This window comes from Metabacillus sp. YM-086 (genome assembly GCF_048059995.1).
Lineage (GTDB): Bacteria > Bacillota > Bacilli > Bacillales > Bacillaceae > Metabacillus > Metabacillus litoralis_B.
The window spans coordinates 41,264-59,741 of the sequence record NZ_JBLUOI010000030.1 but is presented as its reverse complement, the minus strand read 5'-3'; the positions used below and the strand labels follow the sequence as shown (position 1 = coordinate 59,741).

Below are 18,478 nucleotides of genomic sequence, written 5' to 3'. Positions count from 1 at the left end.
GCATGTATTAGGCACGCCGCCAGCGTTCGTCCTGAGCCAGGATCAAACTCTCCAATAAAGAGTTGATATAGCTCATATAATTTTGTACTATACAGTACGTTTTTTGTTAATCAAAATTAACGTTGGCACGCTTGGTTTTGTTTAGTTTTCAAAGATCATTTTTTTGGAGCGGGTGAAGGGAATCGAACCCTCATCATCAGCTTGGAAGGCTGAGGTTTTACCACTAAACTACACCCGCAAGGTGACTCGACTGGTCGGGAAGACAGGATTCGAACCTGCGACCCCTTGGTCCCAAACCAAGTGCTCTACCAAGCTGAGCTACTTCCCGTATATGGCGCGCCCGAGAGGAGTCGAACCCCTAACCTTTTGATCCGTAGTCAAACGCTCTATCCAATTGAGCTACGGGCGCATTTTTTTAAATTATATTAACGAGCGACTTTACAATAATAACACCTTTAGAACCAACAAGTCAATACTTTTTACAAAAATATTTTTTTGTGTGTTCTGGTGCGGCCGAGAGGACTTGAACCTCCACGGGGTCGCCCCCACTAGGCCCTCAACCTAGCGCGTCTGCCATTCCGCCACGACCGCGAAATCAATTCTAATAATGTTAAAAAACTTTGGTGCGGGTGAAGGGACTTGAACCCCCACGTCACAAGGACACTAGATCCTAAGTCTAGCGCGTCTGCCAATTCCGCCACACCCGCAAGGTGTGTAAATGGTGAGCCATGAAGGACTCGAACCTTCGACCCTCTGATTAAAAGTCAGATGCTCTACCAACTGAGCTAATGGCTCTTTTTTCAATATACTCTTAGTTTTGACAACTAAATCTCTGAAGGTTTCTTCAAGGAACAATTCGATCTGCGTGCTGAAGTTTCACTTCGTAGCATATTTGATCGCCTTTACCAACTGAGCTAATGGCTTAAATGGCTGGGCTAGCTGGATTCGAACCAACGCATGTCGCAGTCAAAGTGCGATGCCTTACCGCTTGGCTATAGCCCACTGAAGTTATGTCACTAGACATTTATCGTCAAAGCAACAAGAAGTTAATAGTATCAAATTCTAAGTGTTATTACAACTGGTAATTCTCACCAATAAATAATGGCGGTCCGGACGGGACTCGAACCCGCGACCTCCTGCGTGACAGGCAGGCATTCTAACCAACTGAACTACCGGACCAAAGTTTTTTCACGTAGTGAAAACAACTCACCTTAACTTAAAGTTTCATTACCTAGCAACACTAATCATACCAGAGAAAAAATAGGAGGTGAGCTACAAGTGTGCCCACTTCCTACTCTCTAAAATATAATTATGACCCATACGGGATTCGAACCCGTGTTACCGCCGTGAAAGGGCGGTGTCTTAACCGCTTGACCAATGGGCCATTATAATATGGCGGAGAAGGAGGGATTTGAACCCTCGCGCCGCTCACGCGACCTACACCCTTAGCAGGGGCGCCTCTTCAGCCTCTTGAGTACTTCCCCATATGGCTCCGCAGGTAGGACTCGAACCTACGACCGATCGGTTAACAGCCGATAGCTCTACCACTGAGCTACTGCGGAATAATTTCTAACAGACTTCTTTAATTATATTTAATCAAGCATGTCTTGTCAAGAATTCATTATACTTAACTTTGTTTTTCAACCGCCATCAACGACGGCTTTTATAATTTAACATAGTATCAACTTAAGAGTCAACCCCTTTTAAAAGATAGATTTTACCAGCACACTTGCCGCAAACTAGACGTGTTGTGTCTACTTTTCTCTTTCTTTTGTACTCATGATGACAAGCTGAACACTTGTAGATGAGAGAAGCTTGTCTTTTTTTAGATTCAGTTTTTAAAGGCGTACAAAATCTAGGAGCACCCACTTCTTTTAATAATAATTTAAAGTCTTCGTCCCCGTGCTTATATCCCTTTCCTTCTATATGAAGATGATAGTGGCAAAGCTCATGTTTAATGATCCCAATCATTTCTTCCAATCCATGTTCAAGAAAATATTTCGGATTAATATCAATGTTATGGGTACTTAGCATATACCTTCCACCGGTTGTTCTCAGTCTTTTGTTAAAGGTTGCTTTATGCTTAAATGGTTTTCTAAATAAGCTTATTGAAATGTCTTCCACCAATTGTTGCAGTTTATCATCATTCATGAAAAATTCCTCCATATATGTAACACCACACTTGCCTAGTGCATACATTATAAACACCCATACTCCATTATAATAGTTAAGGAGGTATGAGCAATGCCATCTTGGTTACAAAATCAAATGCAGCGGGCGTTTTTAGAAAAAAATCGCTATCAAATAAAATTACTTAATCAATGCTGGTTTTTCTATAGAGAAAAACACTGCTCCTAAAAGCAGTGTTTCTTTTTGGTTTCTTCACTCACCTTCAGCTCTTCAGCATAGTAAGTGCTACTCGACCTTTCTTAAAGTCTACATCGTCCACCCAAACAGTTACAACGTCACCTACAGATACAACATCTAATGGGTGTTTTACAAATGAACGACTAAGTTTAGAAATATGCACCAATCCATCCTGTTTTACGCCTATATCAACAAATGCTCCAAAATCGACAACATTGCGAACTGTTCCTTGAAGCTCCATTCCTTGCTGCAAATCCTCCAGTTTTAATACATCCTTCTTTAACAAAGGCTTAGCTACTTCATCACGAGGGTCCCGTTCTGGACGAATTAATGCATCACATATATCTTTTAGAGTTAGCTCCCCAATTGATAATACATCAGCTGTTTCTTGTAGACTTAGGTTTTTCACTTTATCTTTTAACTCTTCGCTTCCTAAATCGGCTAAAGATACGTTTAATTGCTTCAATAGTTTTTCAACTTCCCCATAGCGTTCAGGGTGAATACTTGTTCGATCTAAAGGATGATCTCCATCAAGAACTCGTAAGAAGCCAATACACTGCTCATATGTTTTTGCTCCTAGACGAGGGATATCTTTTAGTTGTTTACGGTTAGAGAATCTCCCTAACTCTTCTCTTTTTTTCACAACATTGGTTGCAACTGCCTTACTGAGTCCAGCTACATACTGAAGTAAGGAAGACGAGGCAGTATTTACGTTAACTCCAACCTGGTTTACGACTGTTTCAACAACAAACGTTAGTGATTCATTTAATTTCTTTTGTGAAACATCATGTTGATATTGCCCTACACCAACTGATTTAGGATCAATCTTAACTAGTTCAGCCAAAGGATCCTGAAGTCTTCTTGCAATGGAAACTGCACTTCTTTCTTCTACCTGTAAGTCAGGGAACTCTTCTCTAGCAAGTTCTGAAGCCGAATACACACTTGCACCTGCTTCGTTTACGATAAGATATGAAATATCTCCAGATAATTCTCTTAATATATCTGCAATGAATTGTTCTGTTTCTCTTGACGCCGTTCCGTTTCCGATTGCAACAACCTCTATTTTAAATTGCTTTAAAACATCAATTACCTTTTCTTTTGCTTGTTCTTTCTTATTAACAGGTGGATGTGGATATACCACTCCAATATGAAGCATTTTTCCAGTCGGATCTACAACAGCTAATTTACAGCCTGTTCTAAAAGCAGGGTCAACACCTAGCACCATTCTTCCTTTCAATGGTGGTTGAAGAAGTAGATTTCTTAGATTTTCAGAGAAAATATGTATTGCACGGTCCTCTGCTTTTTCTGATAACTCTTTTCTGATTTCACGCTCAATTGATGGTTGAATAAGACGCTTATATGCATCTTCTATTGTTTCAATCACCAAATTATTCACAACCGATTTTTTCCCTTTCAACTCTTCTTTTTGAAGGTAATCTAATATCTGATCAGTTGGTGGTTGAAGGGATATGCGCAATATATCTTCTTTTTCACCTCGGTTAATCGCCAAAACCCGGTGAGGAACAATTTTCTGGATTGGCTCTTCGTACTCATAATACATTTCATAAACATTCTTCTCATCTTTTTCTTCATCCTTGGCAACAGAAGAAATAGATCCTTTTCGGAACGTTAACTCTCTAATCCATTGGCGATATTTCGGCTGATCTGAGATTTGTTCTGCTACAATATCTTGTGCACCTTGTATAGCCTCTTCTACTGTTGTTACACCTTTTTCTTCATTTATAAATTCCTTAGCCTTGAGTTGGATATCCCCCTCACCTGGCAAACTTAGGATCCAAGTGGCAAGTGGCTCTAACCCCTTTTCCTTTGCAACTGTCGCCTTTGTTCTTCTCTTTTGTTTATATGGTCTATATAAATCTTCTACCTGTTGAAGCTTCATAGCTTTATTAATATCAACAGCTAGTTGTTCAGTTAATTTTCCTTGCTCTTCTATTAAACGCAGTACTTCTTCTTTACGATTTTCAAGGTTTTGTATGTATGTCCATTTCTCGGATATATCACGTATCTGCACTTCATCCAATGCACCAGTTTGCTCTTTTCGATAACGGGCAATAAATGGAACTGTATTGCCTTCTTCTAATAATGAAATAACATTCGCAACCTGTTTTATATTGATCGCAAGCTCCTTGCTAATATGCTGCATGATTTTAGTTTGTTTTTCTTCCATATCCGAATCCTCCAACTGAGTTATATTCCTTCAAGCACATGTAAACATTTTACCAAATATATTTGTTCTATTAAAATAAACGCCATGTTAAGTTTAAAATATTGTCCTAGTTTGCAAATAAAAAATAGCCGGCTCACTATTTCCTTAGAATAGCTGACCGACTATATATGTTAAATCATCATTTAATGTTTTTGTATAGTCTTCAAGTTGTCGTGATAGATCTTCAACAGATTCACCTTTATTTAATAGTGTCTTGATCCCCGGAAGAACTAATCCGTCAGTATGAATGATAAACTTAGAACCTTGTTCATATGTGTAGGTTTGTGTACGATATTTTTGAGGTTTACCAGAAAGATAACCTAATATCGGAAGAGGATATATATAAGTCCCGGATGGCGCACAAAGAATAAAGCGTATATTCCCAACGGAGCTATAGGTAAATTCTCTTGTCTTAAAGTCTACCTTTAAGATAGAAACAGTTGCTCCCCGTTTATCTTTCAGCTCTTCATTACATAATTTCATTAAGTCTTCTACATCTTTATCATCATTCTTTTCGACTAACGAACTTATTGCCTCGGAGGATTCATTCGCCCGTTCCCCACTACCTAATCCATCGGCTAAGGCACAAATTAAATATTCGTCTGTTGCTTTTATAAAAAAGCTATCACCACAACACGATTTCCCTGCTTTTGGTAACTGAAATGCTAATGTATGAACATGTTGATTATAATCTTGAACAATCATTTATTTAACTCCGGGGGCATGTCTTTTGACAATGCTTCTCTTAATTTTTGAATGGCTCTCCTTTGCAGCCTTGATACATGCATTTGAGAGATACCTAACTGTTCACCAGTTTCTTTTTGACTTTTATTCAAAATAAACGTACATTCGATAATTTCCTTTTCTCGATCTGATAAAACATGCAATACACTCTGAAGCATTAGTTTTTGATTCACTTTTTCATACCCCTGCTCTTGTGAACCAACAATGTCAAGAATGGTGACAGTACTCCCGTCAGAATCAGCCTCAATAGAGTGATCGACCGATAAAGCCTGGTAGCTTTTCCCCATTTCCATTGTTTCTAATACTTCCTCTTCAGTTACATCTAGATATTCTGCTATCTCCCTCACTTGTGGAGATCGTTGATTTTCATTTGTTAACTTGTCTACAGCTGCCTTAATCTTGGGTCCTAATTCTTTAATCCTTCTTGGAACATGAACACTCCATGTTTTATCTCTTAAGAAACGTTTGATTTCTCCAATTATTGTTGGAATGGCAAAAGCTTCAAACGGCTTTCCAACAGAAGGGTCATATCTTCTAATAGCGCCCAATAAACCAATCATGCCCACCTGTCTAAGATCTTCATGAAAGCTTTTCCCTTTGGAATATTTCTTCGCTAAGGTTTCAACTAAACCTGTATAGTGTTCAACGAGTGCCAACTGGGCTACTTTACTTTCCGTTTTCTGAAAGTCAAGTATTAACTCGTTCACCTCTTCTTTAGTTAGCTTCATATTTTGAGATGGTTGTGCCATGATCTATTCGCTCCCCGCTTAAATACTTGATCATGAAGACCGTTACCCCAGCGTTAACATGGACACGGACTTCATCCATGAGCGTTTCCATCAAATAGAGACCTAAACCTCCTTCGGGAAGTTGGTCTACTGGACTTGAAGCAGAATAAGGACCAAGTTCATCTTTTGTTTTCTCAAAATCAAAGCTTTTGCCATTATCAGCAATCATCACTTCTAATCGATCTTCATATAAACCAAATCCAACGACCACTTCGCCCTCTTCATTGTTCTTATATGCATGCTGAACAGCATTTGTACAAGCTTCACTTGTAGCAATTTTCAAATCTTCAATATCATCATATGAATATCCCATTCTACTAGCAATCCCAGAGAGGGTTAAACGAATGATACCTACATATTCTGGTTTAGCTGGCACCTTCATCTCTATATAATCTACTAATTGCTTCATTGTACCCCACCCTCTGATTTTGAAGATATATCAATGATGTCACTTAGTCCAGTAATACTAAATAAGCGCTCCAGACGATCTGATAATTCTACTAAATTTAACTGCCCGCCGTTTTTTCTTACGCTTTTTAACAACCCAACAAACACACCTAAACCCGTACTATCCATATAAGATACATTTTTTAAATTAATTGTAATATTAGGATTCGGCTCTTCCGCTAATGGTATGATGGCTTCTCTTAACTTAGGTGCTGTATAAGCATCAATTTCACCTGCGACAGAGACAATCGCTTGATCTCCAAGCTTATTTATTTCAACTTTTAAATTCACCCGTTATCACCTCAAAAGAACTTTTATGCTATTACATACCCCGTAAAAGATACTACTAAACCATTCTTCTAATAATTATTAACGTAAAATCATCCCTTAACTGGAAATCCTGCATTTTTTCAAAATGCCTGTAGATTTTTTCTACAATTTGCTGAGACGGAAGATCTATATTCTGATGAATTAAATCTGTAATTGCTGTTCTTTCAACAAACCCTTCGTCAGTCCTAGATTCTGTTACGCCATCTGATAATAGGACAACCATATCTCCAGGTTTAACATTCTTCTGATACTGCTTATACTTGTAGTTTTGATCAATCCCTAAAACAAGACCCTTAGCAGTGAGATCCTCAAACTCTCTGGTTGAGGAGTGGTAATAAAACCCCGGTTCATGCCCTGCTGAAGCATATGTGAATAGGTGATCGACTGTATTGTACATTCCGTAAAACATCGTAATAAACATGCTCGGATCTACATTGCGTTCAACCACTCTATTTAAATTCTCCAGGATTTGATTTGGATTTTTACGTGATTCCGGAAAACTATCCATCGCATATTTAATCATAGACATACACAATGCTGCCGGAATTCCTTTTCCAATAACATCTGCCACCGCGATACTTATTCCTTGTTCATCCTGAACAAAGTGATGATAATCCCCATTCATTTGCTTTGCAGGAACACTTATCGCTCCAATATCCAGAGAATCAATAGTAGGAACAGATGTCTCTAACAGTGTTTGCTGAACATTTGCGGCAATTTGGATTTCAGATCTAATCTCTAGCTGTTGGTCCCTCAAGCTCTGATGTTCTTGATAGGCTAATCCGTATCCCATCATCACCTCAAGCAGGAAGTCTAATGAAGATAAAACCTCTTGCTGTATATCAGGGAAAAGCTCTTGAAGAACTTTCCTATGTGTACTAATGATTTCTTCAGGTGGAATCTGATGTTCAATCGTTTTTCGACTGAATTTTTGTCCTTGATATAGTGCTGTTTCTGTTTGTTCATTTAAGTAATTTCTTAATAGCTCCGAATATTTTGTCTCAAGAAAATCACGATAATCCATTTATGTCCTCCTACCGAAGCCATTTCACCGCCTGAATATCTGTTCCTTCGCCCACAGTGGAAGAAATATCAAATTCATCCATTAGACGTTTGACTCCAGGCAAACCTGCACCTAATCCTCCAGAAGTAGAAAACCCATCTTCCATCACTTTTCGAATATCAGGAATTCCCGGTCCATTATCAATGGCTGTTATTTTTAAACCACTTTTCCCAAGGTCATTAATGCGCTCAATACGCATTTCTCCTTGCCCTGCATATAGATATATATTACGAGCTAGTTCGGATATAGCAGTAGTAATTCTCGCTTGATCCACTGTACCGAAGCCAAGCTCTTTTGCAACATTCCGACCAAGTTGGCGGGCTGCTACAATGTCCCATTCGGTGACAATTTTAACACAGGATTGGTTTTCCATTTTTTACTCCCCCAACTCCCGCTGTAATGTTTCAAGCCCTTTTTCTAGGTCTAAAGCTGTTTGTACATCCTCAAGCTGGATGCCTAACTCAATTAATGTAATGGCAACAGCAGGCTGTATTCCTGTTAATACAACTTTTGCTCCCATAAGCTTCGACATACTAATTACATCACCCAGGACCTTTGCGATGAAAGAATCGATAACATCAACTGATGTTAAATCAATAACAACCCCATTTGCACCTGTCTCATGTATCTTATGAAGAAGATCTTCCTGAAATTGTAGAGCTGTTTGGTCATCTAACTCCCACTGAATTGAGATAAGCAAACAATTATGAAGCTTTAAGATCGGTATTCTAGCATTCATTAGTTATTCCTCCAAGGATACGATTTGACGATTCGTCATTTCCAATGCAGATTCTATTCCTTTTTGAAGACTATTCTTTGTAATAACCTGACTTAAATCAATTCCCAGGTTGACAATTGTTTGAGCAATTTCTGGTCTTATCCCAACCAATAAACATTTTGCGCCAACTAATCTTACTGCTTCAGATGCCTGAATAATATGGTGAGCTACCATTGTATCAACAACTGGAACTCCCGTAATATCAATTAAAACAACCTCAGCGCGATGCTTTACAACACCTTGCAGCAAGTTCTCCATAATTCGTTTTGCTCTCTCAGTATCAATTGTTCCTACTAAAGGCATAACGGTAATATTATCAAAAACCGGTATAAGTGGGGCAGATAATTCTTGTAAAGCTATCTTTTGAAGAGAAACAGTACGCTCCCATGAAGATGCATATTGATAAAGAACTTCACTGTTAATTGGAGCAATCCACTTATCAAATGCCCAGACTAACGCCATTTTCTCCTCATCAGTGTTCTCAACTGTCATCAACTCAAATAAAAGCTTACTCATTTCTTGTAAACTTGTTGAAATAAAACGAAGAGACCATCCTAATTGAACAACTTTCTGTGAAAAATCTGATAGCTTACTATTAATCTCATCATCTGGATTTCTAAAATAATGTAATAGTATATTAATATATTCATTGCAAATATTTGTATATACTTGATCAGAAATAACGTTTGATACCTTCTGGTCATCTACGTTCTTCATTTTTTCTTCCCATTTTATAATCAGTTCTTCTCTATTTGTTTGAATAAATGTCAAAAATGGATTAGAATCTTGACTCATCGTTCTGTTACTCCTCCTTAAAATTCACGGTCAATATCATCGTTTTAATTATACAGATTTCTTTGGACAAAAAAAAGAAATACACAGAATACTCTTTTAAGCGCTACCTTGATTTACCTTTAGTAAGACAACCATGTATACATAGATACGATAAAACCATATACAAAAGAACCTTTCAAAACAAAAATAGAGACTCTGTTAAAACAATTGTTATTTTAAAAAGAATCACCTGTTCAAACAAAGGTCTTCTGTCATCCGTCATCGTACTTAACAAAGTCAAAAAAATAAAAAAGGATGCTTTTCGGGCAACCTTTTTAGTTTTTAAAACATATATTCTATTGTATAAGGATATTTAAAAATCGATAAGTCCTAAGCTTATTTGTAAGGCTTCATCAACTTTATCCATCATCTCATCATCAAGATGGGTAATTTTATCAGTAAGCCTTTGTTTATCAATCGTTCGAATCTGTTCAAGCAGGATAACCGAATCCCTTTCAAACCCGTAACGCTTAGCATCAATCTCAACATGAGTTGGCAATTTTGCTTTTTGAATTTGGGCCGTAATTGCCGCTATAATAACTGTAGGACTAAAGCGGTTCCCAATATCGTTTTGAATAATTAATACAGGACGTACGCCACCTTGCTCTGAACCTACAACTGGAGAAAGATCGGCAAAATAAACGTCGCCTCGTTTAACAATCAAATGATTAACCCCCGCTGACTAAGCGTTCAACGGTATGGTCAGCCTCAGATTCTGCCAAAAATGCTTCAGATGCAATATTCAAATTGATTTTTGCCATTTCCATGTAACCACGTCTCATAGACTCACGAATTTGGCGCTTTTTACGCTCACGAATATACATTTTTGTCGCTTGATAAATAAGCTCGTTTCTGTTCCCGTTCTCTTGTTTTACCAATACATCCAATTCTGATACTAATGCTTGAGGTAACTGAATTAAAATTTCTGTTGTTGCGCTGGATTCAGACACAAACATACACCTCCACCAAACTTACCATCCTATTATATTCATTCCAAATTTAATAATAACATTTACTTTCAAAGATGCAAAGTATTTTCACTAGAAAGCGGCATTTGTAAAGCCTTTTAGGCATAAATACATACAACTTTTCGATATTGAAGGCTCACTCTAATGACTATATGACTGTTTTACTCTTTTATCACAATTTTATTTAAGAAAAGCGCAAGCACCTTGCTAAAGCCCCGACTAGCATAAGACGCAAATGAATGGAAGACGCTCTTTGTCTTCAATTCATCTGTGGGCTGCTCTATTAACAGAGACACCAAACTGAAAATTTACCCTTCTCTATTATGGTCATGTAAAGGATTATTATTCATTTTTTTGATGACATTTGAAAAGTTTCTATTCGTTGGGCATATTTCATAAAAGAGGATTACTCACTTCAATTATACACTCATCTTTTATATACATACGGGGAACACGTGAAGTAATTGTACATGGCACCTCATAATTTATTGTATCCAGACGCTTTGCTATCTCATCAATCGTGATGTTCTCATGATCCTGCTTACCAATTAGCGTAACGTTTGTTCCTACAGGTATTTCATATGGAAGCTTGACCATACATTGATCCATGCAGATCCGACCTACCAAAGGTACACGCTTATTTTGAATAATTACTTCTGCATCTTTTAACTTTCTTATCCATCCATCAGCATAACCAATTGGTAAAGTTCCAATCCATTCTTCTTCTTTAGCTTCATATGTTGCTCCATAACTGATTTTCGTCCCTTTTGTAACTTTCTTTACGTGAACTAATTTTGTTTGTAGAGAAAATGCCTCTTGTAAGGAAAATGGAAGTTCACTTTTCATCTCCGGTGAAGGAGATAACCCATACATAGATATCCCAAATCTGACCGCATTATATACCTTTGATGGAAATTTTAATCCTGTAGCACTGTTTGCACAATGAACGAACAGACGATGATTCGGTACGGTTGAAATCATTTTTTCAAATTTATCATATTGTGTTAGAAAATAAGATGAGTCATTTTCATCTGCTGTTGCGAAATGTGTATAAATGCCTTTAACATGAAAACGATTTGATTCTTCCGCAAAATTAAAAATGTCTATGAGTTCATTTTCATCCTGAACGCCAAGACGCCCCATACCTGTATCTACTTTTATATGAAGATCAATGAAATCTTGAATACAGCCTTCTGCTTCTTTTAGCCAAGTTAACGAAAATACAGTCACTGTTAGTTTATGTTTTTCAACAATGTCAACATCTGAGGCTCTAATGGCTCCCATCACTAAAATTGGTGCTTGTATACCTTGATTGCGTAATGATATTGCCTCATCTAAAAAAGCAACTGCAAGCATGGTTGCACCAGATTTTAATGCAGTCTCTGCTACTTGCTTAGCCCCATGACCATAAGCATTTGCCTTTACTACCGCAATTAAATGAACCTCTTCACCTATATATTGTTTCATTAAACGAACATTATGTTCAATTGCATCTAGATTTACTTCAACCCATGTATCACGAAAAAAACCCGGTTGCATTACTCCACTTCCTTACCTATATTGACTGTTAAGCAAACATATTAAGTTTGTACAGTTATCCAGTTATTTTACTTTTATATTGTGATTATCTCGACTAAAGGACAGAATTGTCAAATTAATAGGAGTAAAAATATGAAAAAGGGGTAAATTAACCTTGGAAATTAGGAGTAACTCCTGGAACATATAAAAATCTTGCCTAAGTTGGGCAAGTTTCACAATGTGGAGAATGATAAAAAAATCGGGTGGATTCCCCACCCGAAAAGGATTATTTGGCTGTTTGCCCTTGTACAGATTTAGCAACCATTAACATCTCATCTTCTGTTAAATCTTCAGATGCTAACATATAATCTACTCCATCATGTGACCATGTTAATGTAGATTCTGACATAGCACCAATTGTGAAGCCTAAATCCGCCGGATAACCATCTACGTATGTTGATGTAGAAGCAGATGCAGGTGTTGCAATTTCAGCTGTTTCTTGAATAAGCGTAAATGACTTTTCTCCACCGAATGATAAAATAACACGTTTACCACTTTCAGTTTCAACTTCTGATTCCTCAAGTAGTTTCACACCGTTTGGTTGTTCTAAAGGATACTTAACAGCGAATGGTTCGCGGTCACCAGTAGCCATTGTTGGAACTTCAATTTGAGCACTTGACATATTTTTCTCTACATCAAATGAATTTTCATCAAAAGATGCATTAAATTCAAAGCTTGAGAATTCTACAACAACAAGTGGATTTCGGTCTGTATCCATCACCTTGACCATTGTTGGAGTTAAATCTTTCTTGTTAAATGTAATTTCTTGTGCAGGTAGCATTTTATTGTTTTGATAATTTGTTTTCGTTTCAAAAACATACTTATCTTCAGCAGCAGAAAACTTCGCTTCAGCATCTTTCAAAATATCACTTACTAAAGATTCATATAAATATGCCTGACTGCTATTTTGTGGCCAGTCACTTTGGAAACGGAAGCTTTTATTTAGTGCTGGAGTTAATACAAATACCCCTTCGTCATTACGCAAGATCATTTGACTTTGTTCTTTCTGCGAATTCTTAAGATTTACTCGGTAGTAAGAAGGATTTTTATGCCAAATTTCAATTTCATATTCCTGTGGATCACTACCTGTTTGAAGTGTCATCTTTCCTTTTGCCTTATACCCTGACATTTCATCAATCTTCTTTTCTAACGCCTGAACTACATCTGCCTGTGATTTTTCACCACATCCCGCTAGAACAAGTACTGTTAAAAGCCCTACTAATAATAACACAAAGCTTTTTTTCAACTTTTTCAACCCCTTTGCCTCATATAACGTTAAAAAGGAAGAAATGTTTTGCTAGATCTCATCTCATTCAACTACTAGACTCCGTTAAATCCGAGAACGCTGAAAGATGGATTCTTAAAAACAACTTGTCTTCCCTATCGCATTACCAAATATATGAGACAAACTTTCCGAATATGCAGACTAGCTATAAAATTATTCAAAAAGCATAGGGTCTTTTATTTACCTTCTATTATTACTTGAGCAGCAGCATATTGTCTTGAATGTGTAATTGATACATGAACAACAGAATCCCGGGCTGTATCCTTTAGAATTTCAATACTCGGCTTTCCTTTATCATCATTTGTTATTTCAATGTCTTGAAATCCAATCTCTTCCCCAATTCCCGTCCCTAACGCTTTTGAATATGCTTCCTTTACAGCAAAACGTCCAGCTAAAAACTCTACTTTTCTTTCCCTAGATAAAGTAGCAAACTTCTCAATTTCTTTCATTGTTAATATTCGCTTAATAAAACCTGGCTGACGATCAACAATTCTTCTAATGCGATCCAATTCAATGATATCTAAACCAATTCCTGTAATCATATGTATAACAACACCTTCCAAGCCTTAATAGTACTATTTCCTAGAACTCGTACATATTCGTGTTAGTATAAAAGCATACTTGAACACTAATGATTAAAACAACATATCAGAAATGATCCAAAGGAGGACATTTATGTTTACTAGAACAGAGAATTTCCGCACCTTTTTACAATTATATCCTATTGTTTCCATTATTGTTGGCATTCACATCTTATTTTGGGTTCTCTTTCAGGTGCCAATTCCTCAGTTACAAATATTATTGGGATTATTAGATGGCTTTAACGCGGGAATTGCAAATGGAGAGTATTGGCGACTAATTACACCAATCTTTCTTCATATTGGATTTGGCCATTTGTTTTTTAATACAATCTCACTTATTTTATTTGCACCTGCCCTTGAGAAGATGATTGGGAAAGCCAAGTTTATTCTTTTATATGTAGGTGCCGGAGTTATTGCAAGTGTTGCGACCTATATCATTGAGCCCCTTCAATATTCTCATATCGGGGCTTCTGGTGCTATTTTCGGTTTATTTGGAGCTTACTTATTTATGGTGTATTTCAGAAAAGGAATCATTGATCAAGCAAACACTCAAATTATTATTAGTATTTTAGTCATCGGTCTTATTATGACTTTTATCAATACAAATATAAATGTTGTCGCGCACATTTTTGGGATGATAGGCGGGTTTTTACTTTCACCTATTTTAATAAAAAAACCAAGACATTATTCTTATCAATCTTTTCACACACCTAACACAGCTCGGAAGACAAATGTTTTTTCTTTAAACCTCAGAACACTCTTTTGGATTATTTTCGGCATCCTAATTTTAATTGGATTGTTTTTTAGATTTTAGATTAGCGTAAAAAACAGACACAGCCGCTATATGGCTGTGTCTGTTTATTTTCCTGTTTCATAAGAATACCAAGAAATGATTTTGTCCGTATCCCGATTATCCATATCTTTGACGGGAAAGCTGTTTCCAACCAGTCCGGTTTTTATCGTACACTCAAATGTTTGGAGTGAATATTTCTTTTGGAAATAGGAGGTTTTCGTTTTCACAGACTGCAGACGATTTCGATAAACTAGAATATCTGTTTTAGACACCCTTCGAAATGCTAACTGCATCTGATCACCTTCTATATTCCAGCCTGCATCTTTATATGAATAGTACCCCCACACTAAACAAATTGGAATGAGAATAAGTGAAGTATATCCCCATGGTTGAAAAAAATAAATAAGCGGAAGTATTAATGCAATTGCAGGTAGCACTTTCCTTATCATATACCTTTTCTTTGATCTTATAGGTAAACGGTGCAACCGGCTATTTTGTTTAAATAATGGTACAAACTGTTCCATTAACATTGAAACTTCGTGCTTAGAGACAACCGGAAATAGAATTGTGGAAGTGCCCTCATCAACTGCACTACCTCCTGCACTTTCTATATAAACGGTTTTATAGCCAAGCAGTTGCCTTAGCGGGTTTTGCACAATTTTAATTGCTTGAATTCGTTTTAACGGAATGGATACTTGGCTTTTTTCAAAGATCCCTCTGGAAATCCTAATTTCATCTTCCTCTTTAACAACTGTAAAGTACGCATATTTTAATAACACACCAATAATACTTAAGATCCAAGCAATAAAAAAACCAATAAATACTAAAATGGCATACAAAGTAATACTTGCATGTGTAAGAAATTCAAATCGCTCAAAAATTTCCTCAAACGAGATCAATTCATCGAATTGCGATACAAAAGCAGCAACTGCTGAAATAATTACTCCTATTCCACTCGACGTAGATGCAGCAACTAAAAGATCTTTCATTTTCATTTTATAAACAGTCTGCTCTTGTGGAATTGTTTGATCTTCTTCTATTAGAGAAGGTTTTTTTATTTCCTGCTTATACTCCGCTAACACTTCTTGAATTCGGTCGGCATCTTGTTTTTTTATGGCAGATAAAACAGCTTCAGCTTCTATTCCAGTTCCAGCAGTTTCAACCTGGACCTTTACAAGTCGGAACAGTTGTTGAACAATCCCCGCACTAATATTAATCGTTTGAATTCGTTCAATCGGAATGTACCTTTTCTTTGTCACAAAAATTCCGTGCTTGATTCTCAATTCACCATCTTCAAACCAATATGTAAACTTCCACCACTCCAATATACTTGTTACAACAATAAGAAGGGCTAAACAGCATCCACCAATGATAAAATAAAGATCAAACCGATCATTACTACCAACAAAGAAGAAAACAATAGCAGGAATTATATATGACTTTATCATTCTTGCAAAGCTTAAAATCATCCCTACTGGGTGAATTCTTTTAGGCTCAAACATCATCGTCTGTCACCCTCGCCAACTTTGAGATATGATCCCGCATAAGATCTGCTTCTTCTAAATCTAATGCTGGTATCTCATGCTTAGTTGCAGCGGTAGAAATTTCGATTGAAGCTAATTTATATCTCCGTAACAAAGGACCTTGGTGAGTATCAACATGCTGAACCCTCACCATCGGGATTAATACTCTTTTTATTACAAAAAGTCCAAACTGCAAATCAATTTCATGTTCATGAACCTCATATCTCCAAACACGGTGCCTTACCCTCGGGATGACCAAAACACTGATGATTGTATAAACCACCCAAACAGCTGCAGCTAATCCTAGGAACCAATACGATAATTCCAGAAAATAAATACCTACTCCAATGGCGACTACAATGAGTAACCAAAAACCTGCACTAATTAAAGCACCCATCTTCCAAGCTGTTAATGCCTTTTTACTAATTTGATTTTTCGGCTGTTCTCTCAACCCTCTCTCTCCCTTTTTAAAAATTATAATGAAAATTACGTATGCTTGTGGAAAGCAGCCGTTTCAACACTTGTTCTCTAGTATTTTCTAAATGAAAATAATCCCATTTATTATAGCATAATGGGATCTTTCTATTTGTTACCACCATGTAAATAATTCCTTTATTTTATCTTAAAGGATGATTGATCAATCCATTCAATTTCTGAATGAGACTTCAAATCGGAAACTAACTGAAAAAGGGCATTATCCTTTTGCTTTGCTTCAATCATGCAATCAATTTGATCAATGCTTCCTTTTACAGTGTGTAAAAACGTTAGGAACATGTTTGGATCAATATAATCTGCATGTGCTCGAAAGTCCTTCTCATTTTTAGGGCTTGAGATGTGCATTTTTATAGGAAGGGTAGATTCCTTCCAAGTTCCAACAATACGGTCCCAATGCTGTTCCCAATCAGGATCCTCATGGAAAGCTAAATGATGGTGGTAGTCAAACACCTGTGGAACACCAAGCTTTTCACATAAATAAAGAGCATCACTTAAGTCAAAGGTAGTATCATCATTTTCAAAGATAAGCATTCTTTGTAATGATAGTGGAATCAAACCCCAATTATGAATAAATTGCTCGAGTGATTTTAACTTGTCATCATATGCTCCACCAATATGAATCACACATCGATGCTCAGGATCTATCCCCATTCCTTTTAATAGCATCTCATGCATATGTAAAGTCTTTAAAGACATTTTCATAATTTCTTTTTGAGTAGAATTCAATACAACAAAATGATCGGGATGAAAGCCAACACGCATAGGATGTTTTTTAAGATACTCCCCTATTTCAGCTAAGGATTCATCTAAGTTGCTCATATATTTCCAATCTCGAAGTTCTTCATGATTAGCCAAAGGAATCAACTTTGAGCTAAAACGAAAAAAATGAATATCGTGTGCCACATTATGCTTTAGCAACCTTAAACAGTTTTGAATATTTGATTGAGCTATCTTTTCTAACTTCTCTATCGCAGCTTCCCTGTCCTTAATTTTTTGAAACTGTGTAAAAGTCATGGTTTGAGAGGGTGAGCAGTTTTGTAAGTTCATACTCATTGCCACATACCCTAACCGTACAATTGTCATGTTTGTCACCTCTTAAGGAATAGTGTGTAGGTATAGCTTGCCCTAAGTAGATATTTTGAGTAGGGGAGTTGGCTGTGGGGACGGTTTTTATTTGTGTAGAAACTTCTATTCTAACTGGGGTTTTGGTGGGAGGTGGACTTCATTCGGGTTATGAAGACCGGTGGGGGTGGTCTTCATTCGGGCTATGATGACCGGTGGCGCACGATTCTTTGCGGGGGGTGGTCTTCATTCGGGCTATGATGACCGGTGGCGCGCGATTTCTTGCGGGGGGTGGTCTTCATTTGACTTATGAAGACCGGTGGAGTGCGATTCCTTGACTGGGGGGTGGTCTTCATTCCGCTTATGAAGACCGGTGAGGCGCGATTTCTTGCGGGGGGTGGTCTTCATTCGGCTTATGAAGACCGGTGGAGTGCGATTTCTTGCGGGGGGTGGTCTTCATTTGGCTTATGAAGACCGGTGGGGCGCGATTTCTTGCGGGGGGTGGTCTTCATTCGGTTCATGAACGACACTACCTGCTCTCTCCTTACCTCTTTTGTCGTTCATCCCCTTCATGAACGACACTACCCGCTCTTTCTCACCTCTTTTGTCGTTTGT

General features: G+C 37.3%; 19 protein-coding genes, 11 tRNA genes, 1 rRNA gene and 1 pseudogene. 2 read left to right on the top strand and 30 right to left on the bottom strand.

Translation table 11 applies throughout. The annotated features are described in order from the left end of the window. The 13 genes from ACEWK1_RS14380 to ACEWK1_RS14320 all read right to left on the bottom strand — a co-directional run. A 16S ribosomal RNA gene (locus ACEWK1_RS14380) occupies positions 1–58 on the bottom strand; the annotation flags it as partial. Positions 59–164: 106 nt separating this feature from the next. Next, a tRNA-Gly gene (locus ACEWK1_RS14375) sits at positions 165–238 on the bottom strand. A 13-nt stretch (positions 239–251) separates the two neighbouring features. After that, positions 252–328 (bottom strand) — tRNA-Pro (locus ACEWK1_RS14370). 4 nt (positions 329–332) lie between these two features. Next, positions 333–409 (bottom strand) — tRNA-Arg (locus ACEWK1_RS14365). 96 nt (positions 410–505) lie between these two features. Continuing rightward, positions 506–591 (bottom strand) — tRNA-Leu (locus ACEWK1_RS14360). A gap of 30 nt (positions 592–621) precedes the next feature. Then, positions 622–707, bottom strand: a tRNA-Leu gene (locus tag ACEWK1_RS14355). 12 nt (positions 708–719) lie between these two features. Beyond that, positions 720–795 (bottom strand) — tRNA-Lys (locus ACEWK1_RS14350). A 132-nt stretch (positions 796–927) separates the two neighbouring features. After that, positions 928–1,002: transfer RNA gene (locus ACEWK1_RS14345), tRNA-Gln, on the bottom strand. A 100-nt stretch (positions 1,003–1,102) separates the two neighbouring features. Beyond that, a tRNA-Asp gene (locus tag ACEWK1_RS14340) sits at positions 1,103–1,179 on the bottom strand. Between the two features lie 133 nt (positions 1,180–1,312). Continuing rightward, a tRNA-Glu gene (locus ACEWK1_RS14335) sits at positions 1,313–1,384 on the bottom strand. A 9-nt stretch (positions 1,385–1,393) separates the two neighbouring features. Continuing rightward, positions 1,394–1,484: transfer RNA gene (locus tag ACEWK1_RS14330), tRNA-Ser, on the bottom strand. 3 nt (positions 1,485–1,487) lie between these two features. Further along, a tRNA-Asn gene (locus tag ACEWK1_RS14325) sits at positions 1,488–1,562 on the bottom strand. Between the two features lie 124 nt (positions 1,563–1,686). Continuing rightward, entirely contained in the window at positions 1,687–2,151 is a 465-nt protein-coding gene (locus ACEWK1_RS14320) for a SprT family protein (RefSeq protein WP_121664250.1), read from the bottom strand. A 93-nt stretch (positions 2,152–2,244) separates the two neighbouring features. Here ACEWK1_RS14320 and cmpA point away from each other — a divergent pair, with 93 nt between their 5' ends. Next, positions 2,245–2,358 carry a cortex morphogenetic protein CmpA gene (gene cmpA / locus ACEWK1_RS14315; protein ID WP_098799762.1) on the top strand — a complete coding sequence of 38 codons (114 nt, stop codon included), beginning with the start codon at positions 2,245–2,247 and terminating at the stop codon, positions 2,356–2,358. Positions 2,359–2,392: 34 nt separating this feature from the next. Here the strand turns inward: cmpA and ACEWK1_RS14310 are convergent, their stop codons facing one another. The 14 genes from ACEWK1_RS14310 to acpS form a co-directional block, all read right to left on the bottom strand. Continuing rightward, positions 2,393–4,555, bottom strand: coding sequence for a Tex family protein (locus tag ACEWK1_RS14310; protein WP_416636415.1), 2,163 nt, complete (start codon positions 4,553–4,555; stop codon positions 2,393–2,395). A gap of 144 nt (positions 4,556–4,699) precedes the next feature. Beyond that, positions 4,700–5,299: a PP2C family serine/threonine-protein phosphatase gene (locus tag ACEWK1_RS14305; RefSeq protein ID WP_121664248.1), complete on the bottom strand. Its 600-nt coding sequence runs from the start codon at positions 5,297–5,299 to the stop codon at positions 4,700–4,702. Next, positions 5,296–6,087: an RNA polymerase sigma factor SigB gene (gene sigB, locus ACEWK1_RS14300; RefSeq protein ID WP_121664247.1), complete on the bottom strand. Its 792-nt coding sequence runs from the start codon at positions 6,085–6,087 to the stop codon at positions 5,296–5,298. The genes ACEWK1_RS14305 and sigB overlap by 4 nt, the downstream gene beginning before the upstream one ends. Continuing rightward, the gene (gene rsbW, locus ACEWK1_RS14295) at positions 6,053–6,535 is read right to left on the bottom strand and encodes an anti-sigma B factor RsbW (RefSeq protein WP_121664246.1); all 483 of its coding nucleotides are present in this window, start codon (positions 6,533–6,535) and stop codon (positions 6,053–6,055) included. Before rsbW ends, sigB begins: the two co-directional genes overlap by 35 nt. Continuing rightward, positions 6,532–6,864 carry an anti-sigma factor antagonist gene (locus ACEWK1_RS14290; RefSeq protein ID WP_121664245.1) on the bottom strand — a complete coding sequence of 111 codons (333 nt, stop codon included), beginning with the start codon at positions 6,862–6,864 and terminating at the stop codon, positions 6,532–6,534. Before ACEWK1_RS14290 ends, rsbW begins: the two co-directional genes overlap by 4 nt. Positions 6,865–6,919: 55 nt before the next feature. Continuing rightward, entirely contained in the window at positions 6,920–7,927 is a 1,008-nt protein-coding gene (locus ACEWK1_RS14285) for a PP2C family protein-serine/threonine phosphatase (protein WP_121664244.1), read from the bottom strand. 10 nt (positions 7,928–7,937) lie between these two features. After that, positions 7,938–8,339 carry an anti-sigma regulatory factor gene (locus ACEWK1_RS14280; protein WP_098797601.1) on the bottom strand — a complete coding sequence of 134 codons (402 nt, stop codon included), beginning with the start codon at positions 8,337–8,339 and terminating at the stop codon, positions 7,938–7,940. A 3-nt stretch (positions 8,340–8,342) separates the two neighbouring features. Further along, entirely contained in the window at positions 8,343–8,705 is a 363-nt protein-coding gene (locus ACEWK1_RS14275; protein WP_098797600.1) for an STAS domain-containing protein, read from the bottom strand. A gap of 3 nt (positions 8,706–8,708) precedes the next feature. After that, positions 8,709–9,539, bottom strand: a complete 831-nt coding sequence (locus tag ACEWK1_RS14270) for an STAS domain-containing protein (protein WP_121664243.1) — start codon at positions 9,537–9,539, stop codon at positions 8,709–8,711. A gap of 352 nt (positions 9,540–9,891) precedes the next feature. Further along, on the bottom strand, positions 9,892–10,242 hold the full coding sequence (ndoA, locus tag ACEWK1_RS14265) for a type II toxin-antitoxin system endoribonuclease NdoA (RefSeq protein WP_026562078.1): 351 nt from the start codon (positions 10,240–10,242) through the stop codon (positions 9,892–9,894). A 4-nt stretch (positions 10,243–10,246) separates the two neighbouring features. Next, positions 10,247–10,528 carry a CopG family ribbon-helix-helix protein gene (locus ACEWK1_RS14260; protein ID WP_098797598.1) on the bottom strand — a complete coding sequence of 94 codons (282 nt, stop codon included), beginning with the start codon at positions 10,526–10,528 and terminating at the stop codon, positions 10,247–10,249. Between the two features lie 411 nt (positions 10,529–10,939). Beyond that, entirely contained in the window at positions 10,940–12,085 is a 1,146-nt protein-coding gene (gene alr / locus ACEWK1_RS14255) for an alanine racemase (RefSeq protein ID WP_416636414.1), read from the bottom strand. 265 nt (positions 12,086–12,350) lie between these two features. Then, positions 12,351–13,370, bottom strand: a complete 1,020-nt coding sequence (locus tag ACEWK1_RS14250; protein ID WP_121664241.1) for a LolA family protein — start codon at positions 13,368–13,370, stop codon at positions 12,351–12,353. A 215-nt stretch (positions 13,371–13,585) separates the two neighbouring features. Further along, positions 13,586–13,951: a holo-ACP synthase gene (acpS, locus tag ACEWK1_RS14245; RefSeq protein ID WP_121664240.1), complete on the bottom strand. Its 366-nt coding sequence runs from the start codon at positions 13,949–13,951 to the stop codon at positions 13,586–13,588. A gap of 133 nt (positions 13,952–14,084) precedes the next feature. Between acpS and ACEWK1_RS14240 the strand changes: the two are divergent. Next, positions 14,085–14,678 (top strand): annotated as a pseudogene (locus ACEWK1_RS14240) (rhomboid family intramembrane serine protease); the annotation flags it as partial. Positions 14,679–14,848: 170 nt separating this feature from the next. Here the strand turns inward: ACEWK1_RS14240 and ACEWK1_RS14235 are convergent. The 3 genes from ACEWK1_RS14235 to uvsE all read right to left on the bottom strand — a co-directional run bounded on the left by ACEWK1_RS14235 (position 14,849) and on the right by uvsE (position 17,884). Continuing rightward, positions 14,849–16,288 carry a PH domain-containing protein gene (locus ACEWK1_RS14235; RefSeq protein ID WP_416636413.1) on the bottom strand — a complete coding sequence of 480 codons (1,440 nt, stop codon included), beginning with the start codon at positions 16,286–16,288 and terminating at the stop codon, positions 14,849–14,851. Continuing rightward, entirely contained in the window at positions 16,278–16,757 is a 480-nt protein-coding gene (locus ACEWK1_RS14230) for a PH domain-containing protein (protein WP_121664237.1), read from the bottom strand. Before ACEWK1_RS14230 ends, ACEWK1_RS14235 begins: the two co-directional genes overlap by 11 nt. A 161-nt stretch (positions 16,758–16,918) precedes the next feature. Next, the gene (gene uvsE / locus ACEWK1_RS14225) at positions 16,919–17,884 is read right to left on the bottom strand and encodes a UV DNA damage repair endonuclease UvsE (protein ID WP_121664236.1); all 966 of its coding nucleotides are present in this window, start codon (positions 17,882–17,884) and stop codon (positions 16,919–16,921) included. Between the last annotated feature and the right edge of the window lie 594 nt (positions 17,885–18,478).